Source organism: Bacillus sp. FJAT-42315, assembly GCF_002797375.1.
GTDB lineage: Bacteria > Bacillota > Bacilli > Bacillales > Domibacillaceae > Bacillus_CE.
Map to the genome: position 1 here is coordinate 1,691,090 of NZ_KZ454941.1, position 17,929 is coordinate 1,709,018.

The following is a 17,929-nucleotide window of genomic DNA, read 5'->3' on the forward strand; positions in this document are numbered from 1 at the left end:
ATATGGGAGCACAAATTTCTGGGCGCGAAGATGGACGATTCACTCCTTTAGCGGTGCAAGGAACGACGTTAACAGCGATGCATTATGAGTTGCCGATGGCTAGTGCTCAAGTGAAATCAGCGATTATTTTTGCTGGTTTGCAAGCAAACGGAGAGACGGTTATTACCGAGCCACTTCCGACTCGCGATCATACAGAGAAAATGATTGAACAGTTTGGTGGAAAGATTACACGACGCGACAATGAGATCATCGTAACAGGTGGTCAATCGTTTAAAGGGACCGATATTTACGTACCAGGAGATATTTCTTCAGCGGCCTTTTTCCTAGTTGCTGGTGCGATTGCGCCAAACAGTGAAATTACATTAAAAAATGTCGGCTTAAACCCTACGAGAACAGGTATTATTGATGTGATGGAAAAAATGGGCGCCAACATGGAAGTCATATTAGAGGAATCCAAAGGTGAAGAAATTGGTACGGTCATTATTCGCACTTCTGAGCTACACGGGGTGGAAATTGGCGGCGACTTAATTCCTAGATTAATTGATGAAATTCCGATTATCGCTTTGCTGGCGACTCAAGCATCAGGCAAGACGGTTATTAAAGATGCAGAGGAGCTAAAAGTGAAAGAAACGAACCGAATTGACGCGGTCGTTAATGAATTAACAAAGCTTGGAGCAAAGGTGGAAGCGACGGAGGACGGAATGATTATTCATGGAAACCAGTCGCTGACAGGCGGGCACGTTACGTCTTACGGTGATCATCGGATCGGGATGATGCTCGCTGTTGCCTCGCTAATTGCCTCCGGTTCAGTTACGATTGAAAATATTGAGGCCATTGCCGTATCTTATCCGCAGTTTTTTGAGGATTTAACGAGTTTAATTCAATAAAGGTGGGGAGCTGAATATGAATTTATCAGCTCCTTTTCGCGATGAAGAAGGAAATTTTATTAATGTGGAGAATTTATGTATCATAGAAAAGAAAACAAGCTGCTGCTTATCTTGTAAAAAGGATGAAAGGCTGAAGAAAAGAAAGGGTTCGAACATATGTCTTATGCACAACAAATGATGGATTGTTTACAACAAGGAAATGAGAGGCAAGCTCAATCGCTATTTAAAAAGGTACTCACTTTTTCATCTGATGACGAGAAATATAGTCTCGCTGAGCAGCTGTATCATTTAGGATTTCTAAATGAGACGAAGGAATTGTATGAAGGACTGCTGAAAAAATACCCAAGTGAAGGGGAGTTACGGGTATTGTTAGCTGAAGTGCTTGTCGAGATGGATGAAGAAGAAGAGGCGATGCTTCAATTAGATCAAATGGATGAATCAGACGAGTTTTTTCCACGATCGTTGTTGCTGTTAGCGGACTTATATCAAATGCAAGGTTTATATGAAGTCAGTGAACAAAAGCTACTAAAGGCAAAACAAATACTTCCTGATGAGCCGGTGATTCAATTTGCGTTAGCCGAATTGTATCTTGAACAAGGTAAGTTCCTTGAAGCGATTAAGAACTATCGTGAATTGCTCGCTCTTGAGGAAGAGGTCATTGCAGGTGTCTCTATTCATCAACGACTGGCGGAGGCATTAAGTGCTGGTGGGGCATTTGAGGACAGCCTCTATCATTATGAGCAAGCACTTGATCACAAAATAGAGATTAACACGTTATTTGGGTATGCGTTTACTGCATTTCAGGCGGGACATGATCGAACAGCGATTGAGAAATTTAATGAAGTGAAGGCTTTAGACCCAGATTACCATTCGATTTATTTATATTTAGCAAGAGCGTATGAGCGAGAGGAAGAGCTTGAGAAAGGGCTTGAGGTGGCGAAAGAGGGGATTAGCCACGATGAGTTTCATAAGGAGCTATTCTTTATCGCTGGAAAGCTAAGCTTAAAGCTTGCTAAAGAACAAGAAGCGGAGGGCTATTTCCGGGAAGCGTTGGCGCTAGATCCAGAGTATTCAGAGGCTGGTTTAACACTAAATAAACTTCTATTACATCAGGAGCGCTATGAAGAAGTGTTGGAAATATCAGCTCTGCTTAAAAAAGAAGGGGAAGCAGACCCTCAGTTTATTTGGGATGAAGCAAAAGCGTATCATGGCATGGAAAGCTATGATCAGGCATTAAAATGTTATGAGGAAGCATATAATTTCTTTAACATGAATCATTTGTTTTTGGAGGAGTATGGTTATTTCCTAATGGAAGAAGGAAGGCGAAAGGAAGCGTGGCAGATCTTTACTGAACTGTTGAAAACGGACCCAACGAATGAAGAATGGCTGTCACTAATCGAACGGTTGAGGGATTAACAGGCTACTATTATTGTTTGCAGAGGAGGGATTTATTGATGGCTGCCCCTGTATCTGTTCATGAGAAAAAAGATTTTATCCGCTGGTTTTTAAATCATTATCAGTTAAAGAGAAGAGAGTCTGTTTGGATCTTAAATTATTTAATGAGCCATGATCAGTTAATGGAGAAGGTTCATTTTGTTGATGACGCCCAATATTGCCCAAGAGGAATGGTGATGTCCACGCATTGCGTAGATAGCGCGCCATTTCGGTTTTTTAAAGAAAATATTATGACAACGGATGCCGAGAAATCTTTTCATGATATTCGCTTAAACAAAGAAGAGAATATATACATTGAGTTGAAGTTTAGAGGGTCTAATACTTCTCACCAATATGCAGCCGTATTAGAAGAAAATCCGTTTATGCCAAGGAATTTGCGAATTACGGAAAAGGATAAAGCGTTAGCCGAGAAATTTTTAAAAGATAGTATTTATCACTTTCAAAAAGAGCGACTCCTTCAAGAGATTGACGAGGCGCTTGACACGCAAGATAAAGAGCGTTTTCTACAGCTAACGGAAAGATTAAATCAATTAAAATAACCTTTTGCTCACCCGGGCAAAGGGTTATTTTTGTTTGGGGAAGGTGGCTCTATACTAGCTGTCATGATATGATGGAAACGAGGTGAATGATGATGAATTGGAATGGAAAAGACACGGAACTGTTTCAACAGCAAAAGGAATATATTGATACTGTCATCGTGCCGCTTGTCCCGATTTCTTTTGAGCCGGATATGAAGCAAGCTGCTTCTCAGTATGAATTTATTCAGTTGTTGACCATGTTATTAGAAAAGCAATTTAAGGGAAGAATTCTTCTTGTTCCACCAGTTTCTTATATGAAAAAGCAAAGCGGAGAAGAGAAAGTAGCAGCGATTAATGAATGGGCGAATGAATTTGACCGTGCAGGCTTCAAGCATACATTTTTCTTCACATCCGATAGCGATTGGAAGCTCGTAGAAGATCAGATAGAAGGGACGCTCATTTGGGTGCCATCTGTTCCGTTAGAGCATATGGAGGACTCTTATAAGTATTCTTTAATAGAAGAACAAGCGAAGCAATTTGTCAATATCATTGTACAGAAATGGCAACGAATTTAGTGATTTTTCAGAAAAACGTCACATTGTTTAGAGTTTTTAAAGCACTATCATATTGACCAGAAATCAAGTTTAGATTATCATAATTATGTCCTAGTTTATGTTTGTGCGATTATTTTATGTCCATAATGGACAGACCTTACGATAGAGGGGGGAAAAGAATGAGCAAACAAAGGGTATCAAGACGTCAATTCCTTAACTACACTCTCACGGGAGTAGGAGGTTTTATGGCGGCGGGTATGCTAATGCCGATGGTGCGTTTTGCAGTCGATCCAGTATTAGAGGGTAGTGCCAAAGGCGAATACCATGCAACGAAGCAAAAGGTGGATGAATTAAGTAAAACTCCAACACGTGTCGACTTCTCTTACGAACAAAAGGATGCATGGTATGTATCCGAAGTAACACAAACAGCTTGGGTTTACAAAGATGATAAGGGAGAAATTGTCGCTCTTTCACCAGTATGTAAACACTTAGGCTGTACGGTCAACTGGGAAGGTAATGATCACAAGAATCAATTCTTCTGCCCATGCCATAATGGGTTGTATGAGAAGAATGGTAACAACGTACCAGGAACTCCACCAACTAAACCGTTGGATGTGTATCCAACAAAAGTGAAAGATGGTTTCCTTCAGATTGGTAAGCCGAAACCGAATAATATCGTGTAAAGGAGGCGTAATACATGCTTAACAAGATTTATGATTGGGTTGATGAGCGTTTAGATATTACGCCAATGTGGCGCGATATCGCTGATCACGAAGTACCTGAGCACGTAAACCCTGCGCATCACTTTTCTGCGTTCGTTTACTGCTTCGGTGGATTAACGTTTTTCGTAACAGTTATTCAAATTTTATCAGGTATGTTTTTAACAATGTACTATGTACCTGATATTAAAAATGCTTGGGAATCCGTATATTATTTACAAAATGAAGTTGCTTTCGGAATGATCGTTCGCGGTATGCATCATTGGGGTGCGAGTTTAGTAATCGTTATGATTTTCTTACATACGTTACGCGTGTTCTTCCAAGGCGCATACAAAAAGCCTCGTGAGTTAAACTGGGTGGTCGGAGTATTAATTTTCTTCGTTATGCTTGGATTAGGTTTCACAGGCTATTTATTACCGTGGGATATGAAAGCGCTATTTGCGACAAAAGTAGGTATTGAAATTGCGGCGGCGACACCGTTTATCGGGGCGCAAGTCAAGACATTGCTTGCCGGTCACCCTGATATTATCGGGGCGCAGACGCTTACTCGTTTCTTTGCGATTCACGTGTTCTTCTTACCAGCAGCGTTGCTTGGTTTAATGGGAGCTCACTTCGTTATGATTCGTAAACAAGGGATCTCTGGCCCATTGTAAAATTCAACAACTAATCGACTTGATTTGTATCTTTATAAAAGGAGGGGAACGCTATGCATCGTGGAAAAGGGATGAAGTTCGTTGGTGATTCGCGTATCCCGGCTGAACGTAAACCGAATATTCCAAAAGATTATTCGGAATACCCAGGGAAAACAGAGGCATTTTGGCCGAACTTTTTATTAAAAGAGTGGATGGTAGGTGCTGTTTTCTTAATTGGTTATTTATGTTTAACGGTCGCGCATCCGTCTCCGCTTGAGCGTGTTGCGGATCCAACGGATACAGGATATATTCCACTTCCAGACTGGTATTTCTTGTTTCTTTATCAATTGTTAAAATACACTTATGCATCTGGACCATACAACGTAATTGGCGCCTTCGTTATTCCAGGTCTTGCCTTTGGAGGACTATTACTAGCTCCATTTATTGACCGTGGACCAGAACGTCGTCCGTTAAAGCGTCCATTTGCAACAGGTTTCATGTTATTAGCTTTAGCATCAATCGTTTTCTTAACTTGGGAGTCAGTTGTAAACCATGACTGGGAAGCAGCGAAAGCTCAAGGGGAAATTAAAGCAGAAGCTGATATTGATAAAACAGCGGAAGGCTACACGATTTATCAAGAAAATGGTTGTATTAACTGTCATGGAGATACGATGGCGGGTGGAGCTGCTGGACCAACATTAGTTGGAACAGGGTTGAGCCCTGAAGAAATCTCCAAAATCGCTAAAGAAGGCCGTGGTGCTATGCCAGCCGGCATGTATAAAGGAAACGATGAAGATTTAGCGAAAATGGCTGAATTCATCTCTACTTTAGAAGCGAAATAATGAAAGAAGATGTTCCGTATTGTACGGGGCATCTTTTTTTCGTATATAATAGCGATGGAGGTGGTTATTTGCGCTATTTATATTGGGGATTAACGAATCGATCGTTTTTGTGGATGTTATTGATTATTAATATTTTGGGAACCATTTATGGCTACATTTGGTATGGATCACAGCTTCAACAAACAGAGTGGTATTTTATTCCTTTCGTTCCGGATAGTCCAACAGCTAGTTTATTTTTTGTGATCGTTTTAGTTGGTTTTTTATTCAAAAAGCATTGGGGCTTGTTTCAGGCATTGGCGATCATTACTTTATTTAAATATGGGATTTGGGCGGTCATTATGAATATATTGACGCTAAAAGTGAGTGGTGATTTGCCTTGGGAAGGATATATGTTAATGGCTTCACACCTTGGGATGGCGGTTCAGGGGTTATTATATGCCCCATTTTATCGAATCAAATGGTGGCAATTAGTTGTTGCGGCTGTTTGGACGTTACATAACGAAATCATTGATTATGTGTTTATGCAATATCCTATTTATTCTCAATTGAACTTGTACATTCAAGAAATTGGCTATTTTACATTTTGGTTGAGCCTTCTTTCTATTTTCATTGCTTGGTATGTTGGCGTAAGAGCGCAACGTTTGAAATGGGAGTTTCCCGGTAAAATTTGATGTTGCCATTCTCCTCTTCTCGTTTCTTGTTTCCTTGCATATATTATAAGCAGGATTGAGGAGGGAGAGAGATGAATAAATTGAGACGATTGTTCATAGTTTTTTTCCTTTTTATGTTACCTATTTCTACTCAGGCGGAAATGATGAATTCTCGCCTTCTTACGTTAGATACGATCGCTGAGCAAGCTTTACAATTTACACAAGCAGGTCGTTACGAGCAAGCTCACGCATTGATGCGTCAATTTGAAAAGGAATATCTCGTTCTTCAAGAGGATGATCGCTTGGCATCACCAGAAGAATGGTTCGTTATTGAGAGTGTGTTTGCTGAAGCGCTTCCGCTGATTGAACAACCAGATGGAAAAGAGCAGCAATGCTTAGTAGCAATGACTTCTTTTCGCTTAGCTGTCAATGCGATCAGTTCAACTGGCACGCCATTGTGGACACAAATGGAGGAACCGGTGATGTCTTCATTGCAAGCGTTAAAGCAATCCTCCGCCCAGCTAGATACGATGCAATTTCATGAAACGTTAAATGTGTTTTTATCCAATTATGAGATGCTGAAACCAAGCTTGCAAGTAGACGTAGCTGCTACTCAATTACAGCTGTTAGACGAACGAGTGCGCTATGTTGATTACTATCGAGATGATATTTTAGCTACTCAATCAGAAACGGGTGAGATTGAGCAGTTGGAGAAGGAAGTACAAGCGATCTTTTATGAAAAAGGAAAGGAAGAAGTGATTCAACCGTCACTTGGCTGGGTGATTAGCATGACAGGTGGAATTATTATTACTACATTATCTTATGTCGGCTGGAGAAAATATAAAGGACAAAAGGAAGAAACACGAAATAAGCCTAATCATTGAAAAAAACAAACATTCCAGATAAAATAGAATTAACATCATTCATTTACTTATGGGGGTAAAAATTACACTATGGGCTATATCTTTTACTTTTTACTATTGATTATTGTACCAATTTGGGCACAACTAAAAGTGAAAAGAACGTACAAGAAATATTCAAAAGTACCGGTTTCTACTGGAATTAATGGTGCTCAAGCCGCTAGAAAAATTTTAGATGACAATGGGCTGTATCATGTGCAAGTAGTAGAAACAAGAGGTTTTTTAAGTGATCATTATAACCCGATGACAAAGACAGTACATTTGTCTTCTCATAATTATCATGAACATTCGATCGCTGGTGCAGCTGTCGCTGCTCATGAAGTTGGTCACGCGATTCAAGATGCAGAGAGTTATGCTTTTCTTCGTTTCCGCCATGCGTTAGTTCCTGTTGCGAATATCGGATCGAATATGTCTTGGATTTTCATTATGATCGGAATTTTTGCCAATTTATCTGGCATGATGCTATTAGGAATTATTTTAATGGCTTTTGGAGTGCTGTTCCAAGTCGTAACGCTCCCGGTCGAATTTAACGCTTCCTCGCGAGCGATGGATCAAATCGTCTCTTCTGGTATCATTCGCAATGACGAAGAGAGAGAAGCACGCAAAGTATTAAACGCTGCGGCGATGACGTATGTAGCCGCTACAGCTGTAGCCGTGCTGGAATTAGTTCGCCTAGTGCTCGTATATACAGGCATGCAAAATGATGATTAATAAATAAAAGCAGTCAACCGAGGAGGTTGACTGCTTTATTTTTGCTCCTAAGTTAGCGCCTTCCGCATTTCATTTTACACTTCGATCGGTTGTTTGTTTTCATCTAGTGTGAAGCCTTCTCCTAGTACGTCGTGGACGATGGTGACGGAGACGAAGGCATGAGGGTCAACAGATGCGATAATGTTTTTTAAGCGGACGATTTCGTTTTTGCCGACAACGCAGTATAGCACCGGACGTTTTTCTTTCGTGAACGAGCCGTGTCCTTGTAACACCGTGACGCCTCGTTCCATTTCTTTTAAAATTTTGTCCGCAATTTCGTTGTGATGGTTGGAGATAATCATCGCCCCTCTTGCGGAATAGGCTCCTTCTTGCATGAAGTCAATCACTCTGGCCCCAACGAAGACGGCAACTAAAGTGTACATCGCTTCTCGGTAATCAATATAGGTTAATAACGATGCCGTAATAACGATCGCATCAAAGGCAAACATTGTTTTTCCCATGCTGATATGAAAATATTTATGAGCCAGTCGAGCGATAATATCTACGCCTCCCGTTGTTCCACCGTAACGGAAGATGATGCCAAGCCCTACACCGATAAAAGCCCCTGCAAAGAGAGCCACTAAAAATAGATCATCATGAAGGGGAATGGGGTATTGGATTTTTTGAAAAATCCATAAAAAGACGGAAAGACTTACGGTTCCGATTAGTGTGTATAAAAAAGGAGTGCGCCCTAATAGCTTCCATCCGATAAAAAATAAAGGAATATTTAAAAGTAAGTTCGAATAGGAAGGATCGATGCCATACAAACTGTATAATAATAATGTGATCCCTGTCAGCCCGCCTTCTGCTAAATTATTTTGCATATTAAAATGAACGAGTCCGAAGGCGAAGATCGCACTTCCTAATAAAATAAAAAAAATATTTTTCAATTTCATCCCAAACAACATGGTGTGTCCCCCTTTGTGTGAAAACTCTGTTTTTTGCGCCGGTACTTGTCATTATATAGAACGGCTAGCTTTTCGACAATATCCTACCGATTGAAACGGATAAATTCATTGTCAGGAAGGATAGAATTAGCTAACATAAAAAAGAGTATATAGAAAGCAGGGAAGTAGATGGATAAGACATTGAAAGAGATGCAAAAAGAGGTCGATGACTACATCGGTCAATTTAAGGAAGGGTATTTCAGCCCGCTAGCGATGATGGCGAGATTGACAGAAGAACTCGGTGAATTAGCCCGCGAAATCAATCATCATTACGGGGAAAAGCCGAAAAAATCGACGGAGCAGCCGAAAACGATTGAGGAAGAACTAGGGGATGTACAGTTTGTCATTACTTGTTTAGCCAATTCGTTAAATATTGATTTACAAACGGCTCATGAACGAGTGATGGAGAAATTCAATACGAGAGATAAAGATCGTTGGACGAAGAAAGAGGAGGAACAATAATGGAGACAATTAAAGTAATAATTGCAGGCCCGCGTGGAAGAATGGGGAAAGAAGCAGTGAAGATGGTACAGGAGACGGAGCACTTTCAACTAGTTGCAGTGCTTGATCGTAAATACGATGGCCAATTATTAAGCGAGATCGAAGGATTTCAAGGAGTAGATGTTCCCGTTTATGTCGATATTGATCAATGCTTTAGCGAAAAGCAAGCAGATGTATTAATTGATTTAACAACGCCAGAAACAGGTTATGTACATACAAAAACAGCGTTACAAAACAATATTCGTCCCGTGGTAGGAACGACAGGATTTACCGATGAACAGCTGAAAGAATTAACGGCATTAGCAGAAGAAAAAGGGCTTGGCTGTATTATTGCGCCAAACTTTGCGATCGGTGCGATCTTAATGATGAAGTTTTCGGAAATGGCGGCGAAATATTTTCAAGATGTGGAAATTATCGAACTGCATCATGATCAAAAATTAGATGCGCCATCAGGAACAGCGTTAAAAACGGCGCAAATGATGAGTCAAGTAAGACAAGCGAAAGAGCAAGGTCATCCGGATGAAAAGGAAACGATGCCAGGTGCTCGCGGGGCTAACATGGATGGCATGCATATTCATAGCGTTCGTTTGCCAGGATTGATTGCTCACCAGCAAGTAATGTTTGGAGCAGACGGTCAAACGTTAACGATTCGCCATGATTCTTATAACCGTGCATCCTTTATGTCTGGTGTGAAAGTGTGTGTAGAGACGGTGATGAATGTCCAGACGCTTATTTACGGAATGGAACATATTATTGATTAATTTGGAGGGTGTTTATGAAAGTCGCGTTAATTGCCCATGATAAGAAAAAAGACGATCTGATTGAATTTGTGGCTGATCATCGCCAAGTGTTTGAGCAATATGATTTGTTTGCGACAGGAACAACGGGTCGGAAAATTGCCGAAAGAACAGGATTAACGATCCACTGTTTTCAATCAGGTCCCCTTGGAGGAGATCAAGAAATTGGGGCAAGTATTGCTCGAAAGGAAATGGACATTGTTTTTTTCTTTCGCGATCCACTGACCTCTCAGCCTCATGAACCCGATGTTTCTGCTTTAGTTCGTTTATGTGATGTTTATGCGGTCCCACTGGCGACGAATATCGGGACAGCGACGATGCTCATTAAAGGAATGGAACGGGGCGATTTAAGGTATTTAGAAGGAAAGAGGTTGAGCTATGATGGAAAATGACGTGGATATTTTAGCATTTGGTGCCCATGCCGACGATATTGAGATCGGTATGGCAGGCACAATCGCTAAATATGCCGCACAGGGCAAAAAAATCGCCTTTTGTGAGTTAACGGAAGCAGATCTTTCTTCAAATGGGACCGTTGAAACGAGACATCAGGAAGCAAAAGAAGCGGCTGAAATATTAGGAGTGAATACCCGTGTCAATCTCGGCCTTCCTGATCGAGGCTTATTTATCACGGACGAAGCCATTCGAAAAGTAGCGGAAGTGATTCGTCGCTTTCGACCGAAAGTGATTTTTGCTCCGTATGAAAAAGATCGTCACCCCGATCACGGCCAATGCTCTCGTCTCGTGCAGGAAGCGGTGTTTTCCGCCGGAATTAGAAAGTATATAACGGCGAATGACTTGCCTGCTCATAAAGTCAACCATGTCTATTTTTATATGATTAATGGTTTTCATGCGCCAGATTTTTGTATCGATATTAGCGATTACATTGAGGCAAAGAAACGTAGCTTGCTTGCTTATCGCAGTCAATTTCAGCTCGGTGAAGGGGCTGTAGAAACGCCGTTAACGAATGGCTATATTGAGGCAGTCGAAGCGAGAGAACGGATGATGGGCAAAGAAGTAGGCGTGTCCTATGCGGAAGGATTTAAAGTGTTAAAGCCGCTATTATTAGAAAATGATGTCATTGGAGATTGATATGAGAAAGTTAAAAATAGGAATTACTTGCTACCCCACGGTCGGAGGATCGGGGGTAGTAGCGACGGAGCTAGGGAAGCTGCTAGCGGAAAAAGGACATGAAATTCATTTTATCACTTCGGGCGTACCGTTTCGATTAAACCGAATGTACCATAACATTTACTTTCACCAAGTCGATGTTAATCAATATTCTGTGTTTCAATATCCTCCGTATGATATTGCGTTAGCTAATAAAATTGCGGAAGTGATTACGAGAGAACAGTTGGATCTCATTCATGTACATTATGCGATGCCGCATGCGGTGTGTGCGATTCTCGGTAAGCAGATGGCTCATTCCGATATTAAAATCGTTACGACGTTGCATGGCACCGATATTACGGTGTTAGGGGAAGATCCATCTCTGACAGGCTCGATTCGATTTGGCATTGAACAATCTGATGCGGTTACGGCGGTATCAGAATCATTAGCGAACCAAACGATGGAAATGATTAAGCCGCAGCAAACGATACAAACGATCTATAATTTCATCGATGAGCGTGTGTATCGTCGGATGGATTCTGCCGAGCGGCTTCGTCAGGAATATGAGATTCTTCCAGAGGAAAAAGTGATAATGCATGTGTCCAATTTCCGCAGTGTGAAACGCGTGCCGGATGTTATTCACGTGTTTGCTCGCCTTCAGCAAGAGCTTCCTGCGAAACTATTGCTAGTCGGTGATGGGCCGGAAATGACCGTTGCTTGTAGCTTAGTGTCTGAGCTAGGGTTGCGTGATCGCGTCTTGTTTCTTGGCAAACAAGATAACTTAGAAGAGCTCTATTCCATTAGCGATCTTTTCTTGCTGTTATCTGAAAAAGAAAGCTTTGGGCTCGTCTTGCTTGAAGCAATGGCTTGTGGCGTGCCTTGCATCGGAACGAATATTGGCGGCATTCCTGAAGTGATCGAGCATGGAGTCAATGGATTTTTGTCTGAAGTAGGTGACATTGAAGACATGAGCCAACAAGCCATCAAGCTACTGAAAGATGAAGGGTTGTATAAAAGCTTTCAAGAAAAAGCGCTTGAAACGGTTCCCAATCGTTTTCGCTCGGAACAAGTTGTCGGTCAGTACGAGCAGCTTTACTATCAATTGCTTGATGGTGCAGGTGAAAAACATGAAAAATGAAGATGTGTTTGCACAATCCGCTCCTTTGTTAGAAAAGCTAGAGCAAGCAGGGTTCGAGGCGTATTATGTGGGAGGAGCTGTCAGGGATTATTTACTCAAGCGGCCAATCGGTGATGTCGATATTGCGACTTCTGCTACTCCTGAAGAAGTGAAAACCGTGTTTGCTAAAACGGTGGACGTTGGGATTGAGCATGGAACGGTGCTCGTTCTTTGGAAAGGCGATGGCTATGAAATTACGACATTTCGAACGGAGTCGGATTATAAAGATTACCGCCATCCAGAAACGGTGTCGTTCGTTCGGTCGTTAACAGAAGATCTCCAACGACGCGATTTTACGATGAATGCGATCGCTATGGATCGATTAGGACGCATCATCGATCCATTCAATGGTCAAGAAGCGTTAGTGAACAAGCAAATTCAAACGGTTGGTGAGGCGAGTGAACGGTTTTCAGAGGATGCACTAAGAATGATGCGAGCGGCCCGCTTTGTCAGTCAGCTCGGTTTCGGGTTACATGCCGACACCGCAGCTGCTTTAAAAAAGCATGCTTCTCTCCTGCAGCATATTGCGATTGAACGTAAATTGAATGAAATCGAAAAGTTGTTTGCAGGGGCTAATAAACATAACGGCATGGAAGTGCTGATGGAGGCAGGGTTACTTACTTATTTGCCAGGGCTTACGGACAAAAAGGCAGTGATTGAGAAGCTTCTTTCTTTCTCTATCGATCCTTTATCCTCCAATCAAATGTGGCTGTTGCTGCTACGATTATTGAACCCGTCGTCTCCAAAAGCGTTTTTATCTGAGTGGCGCATGCCCGCACAAAAAATTAAATATGTAACGAGAGCGCTTCAGCTGGTAGATAAAAGAGATACGCATCATTGGTCTGCTTTTTTCTTATATGAAGCAGGAATGGAGTCCGCTATTGATGTAGAAATCGTACATGCTCTTCTTCATGGGCGAGAAGCTGAGGTGGAGAAGTTGAGCGAACAGTATGCCGAACTACCAATTAAACAGCTTAGTGAGTTAGCCATTTCCGGGAAAGATTTGCTTGCTTGGAAGCAAGAGAAGGGCGGACCGTGGATGAAGCAATATTTAGCGGAAGTTGAATGTGCGGTCGTCGAACGGAAAATAGAGAATTCGAAAGAAAAGATAAAGGAGTGGCTCGAATCTTGCAATCTTCTGTGAAACAAAGATTATTAGAAGCTTTTTCAGAAGCGGATGGGGAATTTGTTTCTGGGCAAGCGTTGGCTGAAATCGTTGGTTGTTCACGAACAGCGATTTGGAAGCATATTGAGGCGCTAAGAAGTGAAGGCTTTGAGCTCGAGGCGGTTCGTAAAAAAGGGTACCGCATTATTCATAAGCCCGATAAAGTGACCGAAAATGAGCTATTAATTGGCTTACAAACGGAATGGCTCGGAAAAGAAATTGTCTTTAAAGAAACGACGGATTCTACGCAAAAGGAAGCACATCGATTAGCGCAGGAACCGTTTAAAGAAGGAACGGTCGTCATTGCCGAGGAGCAAACGGCAGGGCGTGGGCGGATGGCGAGAGAGTGGCACTCACCGAAACACACAGGTATTTGGATGAGTGTCATTTTAAAGCCGGCTCTTCCGCCATATAAGGCTCCGCAGTTTACCTTAATTACAGCGGTGGCGATCGTGGAAGCGATTATGGAAGTGACAGGGTTGCAACCTGAGATCAAATGGCCGAATGATATTTTGTTAAACGGTAAAAAGATTACTGGTATTTTAACAGAGTTACAGGCCGATGCGGATCAAATTCATTCGATTATTATTGGTATCGGTTTAAATGCTAATCAGAAAGAGTTCCCAGAGGAGTTAGCCGAAGTTGCGACTTCACTGGCAATTGAAAAAGGCGAGCACATCTCGCGTTCGCAGTTAGTTCAAGAAATATTAAAAAATATCGAAACCTACTATCATGTGTATATGAAGGACGGCTTTACCGATATTAAAAAGCGCTGGGAAAGATATGCCGTGTCGATTGGCAAACAAATCACGGCTCGTACTGTCACAGCAACAATTAAAGGAAAAGCGCTCGGCATCACAGAAGAAGGCGTGCTAAAGCTTCTCGATGATGAAGGAACGATTCATGATATTTATTCAGCCGATATTGAGATTAATAAAACAGCGGAGTAGTCCGCTGTTTTTTGTCATTTTCAATAGTCAAAAAACGATCAGCTTGTTATAATAAATGCGGGCAGTATCAAATGGAGCTGCACCTGATTGAGATTGTTAGTCTATGGTGAATTAAATACGCGAAAGTCTGCCTTGATCCGCAATGGACAGGGACAGAGGGTCGAAACAACTACTGATGATAAATCGGGTCCTTCTGTCTAGAGGACCCTTTTTTTATTGACTATTGTTTCGTCTCCTCTGATGAAAAAAGGAGGAAGCGGAAATGAAACAAACGAGTCATTTTTTAAACATGAAAGCAAATGGCGAGAAAATTGTGATGCTGACGGCTTACGATTATCCTTCTGCCAAGTACGCTGAGGAGACGGAAGTAGATGTCATTTTAGTCGGCGATTCTTTAGGGATGGTCGTGCTTGGGTATGAATCAACCGTGCCTGTAACGCTTGAAGAGATGATTCATCATACGAAAGCCGTGAAGCGTGGAGCAAAAGATACGTTTATCGTCACCGATCTGCCGTTTATGACGTACCACATTAGTAAAGAAGAGACGATGAAAGCGGCACAAAAACTGCTTCAAGAAGCAGGCGCTCATGCAGTGAAACTAGAAGGCGGCGGAGAAGTGATCGAGACGATTCGTCTGTTAACACAAGCAGGCGTTCCGACTGTGGCCCATTTAGGTCTCACACCACAGTCAGTTGGTGTACTAGGTGGCTATAAAGTTCAAGGGAAAACCGCATCAGCGGCGACAAAATTGCTGCAGGAAGCGAAGCAAGTGGAAGAGGCAGGAGCCTGTATGCTTGTGTTAGAATGTGTGCCGCATCAATTAGCCGCAGAAGTGTCTCGCGCTTTGATAATTCCTGTAATTGGCATCGGTGCAGGCGTTGATACAGATGGACAAGTTCTTGTCTATCATGATCTGATTCAATATGGTGTCGAGCGCACACCGAAATTTGTCAAAACATATGGCGATGCAGGTGAAGTCATTGCCTCAGCGATTCACTCTTACGTTCGTGAAGTGAAAGCAGGGGCGTTTCCAAGTGCAGAGCACACTTTTTCGATGAAAGAAGAAGAACTACTTCAGCTATATGGAGGAACACGTTCATGATTATCATTAAACAAGTAAAAGAATTAACAGCTATTGTCAGTGAAAAGAAAAAAGCAGGGCTGTCGATCGGACTCGTGCCGACGATGGGCTATCTTCATGAAGGCCATTTAACGTTAGCAAGAAAAGCAAAAGCGGAAAATGATGTTGTGGTCATGAGTATTTTTGTCAATCCGCTGCAGTTTGGTCCAAACGAAGATTTCGAAAGTTACCCTCGTGATTTGGAGCACGATCACAAATTAGCGGAAGAAGCTGGTGTAGATATTTTATTCGCTCCAGAGCCGGATGAAATGTACCCAAAACCTTCAATGATTATCATGAGCGTCGTCGAACGAACGGATCGACTATGCGGAGAGAAACGTCCTGGTCATTTTGACGGCGTGGTGACGGTCGTGACGAAGCTGTTTCATGTGGCGCAGCCGGATCGAGCGTATTTCGGGTTAAAAGATGCTCAGCAAGTGGCGGTGATTAATGGGCTAGTCGAATCACTTAACTTCCCGCTTGAAGTGATTGGGGTCGAAACGGTTAGAGAAGAGGATGGCTTAGCGAAAAGCTCACGTAATGTGTATTTGACAGCAACCGAGCGGCAGTTAGCGCCTCATATGTATCGAGCGTTAAAGGCTGGGAAAGATCTTGCTGAACAAGGAGAAAAAGACCCGACGAAAGTGGTTAATGAAACGATCGCTTATTTAAACGAACACGCAAAGGCCGAGATTGATTATGTGGAATTACTATCGTTCCCAGACTTAACACCTATTCAAACGGTGGAGGGTCAAGTCATCCTTGCTGCGGCTGTGAAATATTCTAATGCACGGTTAATTGATAATATCATTTTTGAATGTGAATAAAGGGGAGATTTATATGTTTCGAACAATGATGAACGGAAAAATTCACCGAGCAACGGTGACAGAAGCGAATTTAAATTATGTCGGCAGTATTACGATTGATGAAGATTTAATCGATGCGGCTGGCATGGCGGTTAATGAAAAAGTGCAGATCGTTAATAATAACAACGGGGCTAGATTAGAAACGTATATCATTCCAGGAGAGCGAGGAAGCGGAGTTGTTTGCTTAAATGGAGCGGCAGCGAGACTTGTACAGCCTGGAGATGTTGTTATTATTATCTCGTATGTGATGGTGCCTGAAGAAAAAGTGAAAGATCATCAGCCGAAAGTCGTCATTGCTGGAGAGAATAATAAAATTGAACAAATGCTTCATTACGAGCCTGCGGGAACGATTATATAATGATTTAGACTGTCCTTTAGAGAAGGGGCAGTCTTTTTTGTTTTTTCTCATTCATGTACAATAAAAGGTAAAATGTTGTAAGAGGAGATAAAAATGTATAATGAAACAGCTGAAAATATGAGGGAGCGTTTAACAGCTGATTGTATGAATTGTTTTGGACTTTGCTGCACAGCATTGAATATTGCGGCATCCAATGATTTTGCGATAAATAAAGGGGCTGGAACAGCTTGTCCTAATTTGCAAGCAGACTTTCGATGTAAGATTCACGAAAATCTAAGAGAAAAAGGATTTAAGGGGTGTACAGTGTTTGACTGTTTAGGCGCTGGTCAACAAGTCTCTCAAGTCACTTTTAAAGGAAAAAGCTGGCGAGAGTATCCTGAAGTTGCTGAAAAGATGTTTCAAGTATTTCCTATCATGGAGCAATTGTATGAAATGATGGCATTTCTCGCTGAAGCCTTAACTTATGAGGTGTCAAACTCATTGCGTACTAGATTAAATAAGCAATTAGAGCATATACAAAGTTTGACAGACATGGAGGTGGATTGCTTATTGTCGTTAGACATGATCATGTGTCGATTTCCTGTCAATGAATTGCTTTTAGAAACAAGTGAATATGTGCGAAGTGAGTTAAGTTCGAAAGTTTTTGCTATTAAGAAAGGCAAGACATGCAGGGGGATTGATTGGATAGGGAGGAATTTGAAAGGAAAAGATTTAAGAACGACGGATTTACGAGGAGCGTATTTAATTGCTGCTGATTTACGAAATGCCGATCTAAGAGGCGTTGATTTTATTGGAGCGGATTTGCGCGACGCTAATGTAAGTGGGGCCGATCTGTCTACCGGTATGTTTTTAACGCAAATGCAAATAAATTCAGCTAAAGGTAACGATCAAACGATATTACCTCCTTATTTACAGCGACCATCTCATTGGATGAACTGATGGAGGACCTTCCACTTTTCGTTCACATCTAGCGGCGCGGGAAGGTGATATGGTACACTTGATAGAGATTTTACG

At 41.9% G+C, this 17,929-nt stretch carries 22 protein-coding genes; 21 read left to right on the forward strand and 1 reads right to left on the reverse strand.

The window, feature by feature from the left end; all coding sequences use genetic code 11:
• The 10 genes from aroA to CEF22_RS08250 form a co-directional block, all read left to right on the forward strand.
• On the forward strand, positions 1 to 887 hold an 887-nt coding region (gene aroA / locus CEF22_RS08205; protein ID WP_100402462.1), incomplete at its 5' end, for a 3-phosphoshikimate 1-carboxyvinyltransferase.
• Positions 888 to 1,043: 156 nt separating this feature from the next.
• Positions 1,044 to 2,303: a tetratricopeptide repeat protein gene (locus tag CEF22_RS08210; RefSeq protein ID WP_100402463.1), complete on the forward strand. Its 1,260-nt coding sequence runs from the start codon at positions 1,044 to 1,046 to the stop codon at positions 2,301 to 2,303.
• A gap of 38 nt (positions 2,304 to 2,341) precedes the next feature.
• The gene (locus tag CEF22_RS08215; RefSeq protein WP_100402464.1) at positions 2,342 to 2,881 is read left to right on the forward strand and encodes a ReoY family proteolytic degradation factor; all 540 of its coding nucleotides are present in this window, start codon (positions 2,342 to 2,344) and stop codon (positions 2,879 to 2,881) included.
• Between the two features lie 86 nt (positions 2,882 to 2,967).
• Entirely contained in the window at positions 2,968 to 3,435 is a 468-nt protein-coding gene (locus CEF22_RS08220) for a YpiF family protein (protein WP_100402465.1), read from the forward strand.
• A gap of 158 nt (positions 3,436 to 3,593) precedes the next feature.
• Positions 3,594 to 4,097 (forward strand): ubiquinol-cytochrome c reductase iron-sulfur subunit, encoded by a 504-nt coding sequence (locus CEF22_RS08225; protein WP_095478069.1) that lies wholly within the window; start codon positions 3,594 to 3,596, stop codon positions 4,095 to 4,097.
• 14 nt (positions 4,098 to 4,111) lie between these two features.
• Positions 4,112 to 4,786, forward strand: coding sequence for a menaquinol-cytochrome c reductase cytochrome b subunit (qcrB, locus tag CEF22_RS08230; protein ID WP_095478067.1), 675 nt, complete (start codon positions 4,112 to 4,114; stop codon positions 4,784 to 4,786).
• A 53-nt stretch (positions 4,787 to 4,839) separates the two neighbouring features.
• The gene (locus tag CEF22_RS08235) at positions 4,840 to 5,607 is read left to right on the forward strand and encodes a menaquinol-cytochrome c reductase cytochrome b/c subunit (protein WP_100402466.1); all 768 of its coding nucleotides are present in this window, start codon (positions 4,840 to 4,842) and stop codon (positions 5,605 to 5,607) included.
• A gap of 68 nt (positions 5,608 to 5,675) precedes the next feature.
• Positions 5,676 to 6,278, forward strand: coding sequence for a lipoprotein heptaprenylglyceryl N-acetyltransferase LhaT (locus CEF22_RS08240; protein WP_100403953.1), 603 nt, complete (start codon positions 5,676 to 5,678; stop codon positions 6,276 to 6,278).
• 71 nt (positions 6,279 to 6,349) lie between these two features.
• Positions 6,350 to 7,141, forward strand: coding sequence for a sporulation protein YpjB (locus CEF22_RS08245; RefSeq protein ID WP_100402467.1), 792 nt, complete (start codon positions 6,350 to 6,352; stop codon positions 7,139 to 7,141).
• 69 nt (positions 7,142 to 7,210) lie between these two features.
• Positions 7,211 to 7,888, forward strand: coding sequence for a zinc metallopeptidase (locus CEF22_RS08250; RefSeq protein WP_100402468.1), 678 nt, complete (start codon positions 7,211 to 7,213; stop codon positions 7,886 to 7,888).
• Between the two features lie 74 nt (positions 7,889 to 7,962).
• Here the strand turns inward: CEF22_RS08250 and CEF22_RS08255 are convergent, their stop codons facing one another.
• On the reverse strand, positions 7,963 to 8,835 hold the full coding sequence (locus CEF22_RS08255; RefSeq protein ID WP_100402469.1) for a YitT family protein: 873 nt from the start codon (positions 8,833 to 8,835) through the stop codon (positions 7,963 to 7,965).
• Positions 8,836 to 9,003: 168 nt separating this feature from the next.
• On the opposite strand from CEF22_RS08255, the gene CEF22_RS08260 reads away from it, so the two are divergent.
• The 11 genes from CEF22_RS08260 (at position 9,004) to CEF22_RS08310 (ending at position 17,854) form a co-directional block, all read left to right on the forward strand.
• A complete protein-coding gene (locus CEF22_RS08260) occupies positions 9,004 to 9,336 on the forward strand; it encodes a nucleotide pyrophosphohydrolase (RefSeq protein WP_100402470.1) in 333 nt (110 codons plus the stop codon).
• On the forward strand, positions 9,336 to 10,136 hold the full coding sequence (gene dapB, locus CEF22_RS08265; RefSeq protein WP_100402471.1) for a 4-hydroxy-tetrahydrodipicolinate reductase: 801 nt from the start codon (positions 9,336 to 9,338) through the stop codon (positions 10,134 to 10,136). The genes CEF22_RS08260 and dapB overlap by 1 nt, the downstream gene beginning before the upstream one ends.
• A 14-nt stretch (positions 10,137 to 10,150) precedes the next feature.
• Positions 10,151 to 10,564, forward strand: a complete 414-nt coding sequence (gene mgsA / locus CEF22_RS08270; RefSeq protein ID WP_100402472.1) for a methylglyoxal synthase — start codon at positions 10,151 to 10,153, stop codon at positions 10,562 to 10,564.
• Positions 10,554 to 11,261 (forward strand): bacillithiol biosynthesis deacetylase BshB1, encoded by a 708-nt coding sequence (bshB1, locus tag CEF22_RS08275; RefSeq protein ID WP_100403954.1) that lies wholly within the window; start codon positions 10,554 to 10,556, stop codon positions 11,259 to 11,261. The genes mgsA and bshB1 overlap by 11 nt, the downstream gene beginning before the upstream one ends.
• 1 nt (position 11,262) lies before the next feature.
• Positions 11,263 to 12,417 carry an N-acetyl-alpha-D-glucosaminyl L-malate synthase BshA gene (gene bshA, locus CEF22_RS08280; RefSeq protein WP_100402473.1) on the forward strand — a complete coding sequence of 385 codons (1,155 nt, stop codon included), beginning with the start codon at positions 11,263 to 11,265 and terminating at the stop codon, positions 12,415 to 12,417.
• The gene (locus CEF22_RS08285) at positions 12,407 to 13,600 is read left to right on the forward strand and encodes a CCA tRNA nucleotidyltransferase (protein ID WP_100402474.1); all 1,194 of its coding nucleotides are present in this window, start codon (positions 12,407 to 12,409) and stop codon (positions 13,598 to 13,600) included. Before bshA ends, CEF22_RS08285 begins: the two co-directional genes overlap by 11 nt.
• Positions 13,585 to 14,571 (forward strand): biotin--[acetyl-CoA-carboxylase] ligase, encoded by a 987-nt coding sequence (locus CEF22_RS08290; RefSeq protein ID WP_198508046.1) that lies wholly within the window; start codon positions 13,585 to 13,587, stop codon positions 14,569 to 14,571. Before CEF22_RS08285 ends, CEF22_RS08290 begins: the two co-directional genes overlap by 16 nt.
• Before the next feature lie 262 nt (positions 14,572 to 14,833).
• On the forward strand, positions 14,834 to 15,673 hold the full coding sequence (gene panB / locus CEF22_RS08295) for a 3-methyl-2-oxobutanoate hydroxymethyltransferase (RefSeq protein ID WP_100402476.1): 840 nt from the start codon (positions 14,834 to 14,836) through the stop codon (positions 15,671 to 15,673).
• Complete coding sequence (gene panC, locus CEF22_RS08300; RefSeq protein ID WP_100402477.1) at positions 15,670 to 16,518, forward strand: pantoate--beta-alanine ligase; 849 nt, start codon at positions 15,670 to 15,672, stop codon at positions 16,516 to 16,518. The genes panB and panC overlap by 4 nt, the downstream gene beginning before the upstream one ends.
• A 13-nt stretch (positions 16,519 to 16,531) precedes the next feature.
• Positions 16,532 to 16,915, forward strand: a complete 384-nt coding sequence (gene panD, locus CEF22_RS08305) for an aspartate 1-decarboxylase (RefSeq protein WP_100402478.1) — start codon at positions 16,532 to 16,534, stop codon at positions 16,913 to 16,915.
• Between the two features lie 93 nt (positions 16,916 to 17,008).
• Positions 17,009 to 17,854: a pentapeptide repeat-containing protein gene (locus tag CEF22_RS08310; protein WP_100402479.1), complete on the forward strand. Its 846-nt coding sequence runs from the start codon at positions 17,009 to 17,011 to the stop codon at positions 17,852 to 17,854.
• Positions 17,855 to 17,929: the final 75 nt, after the last annotated feature.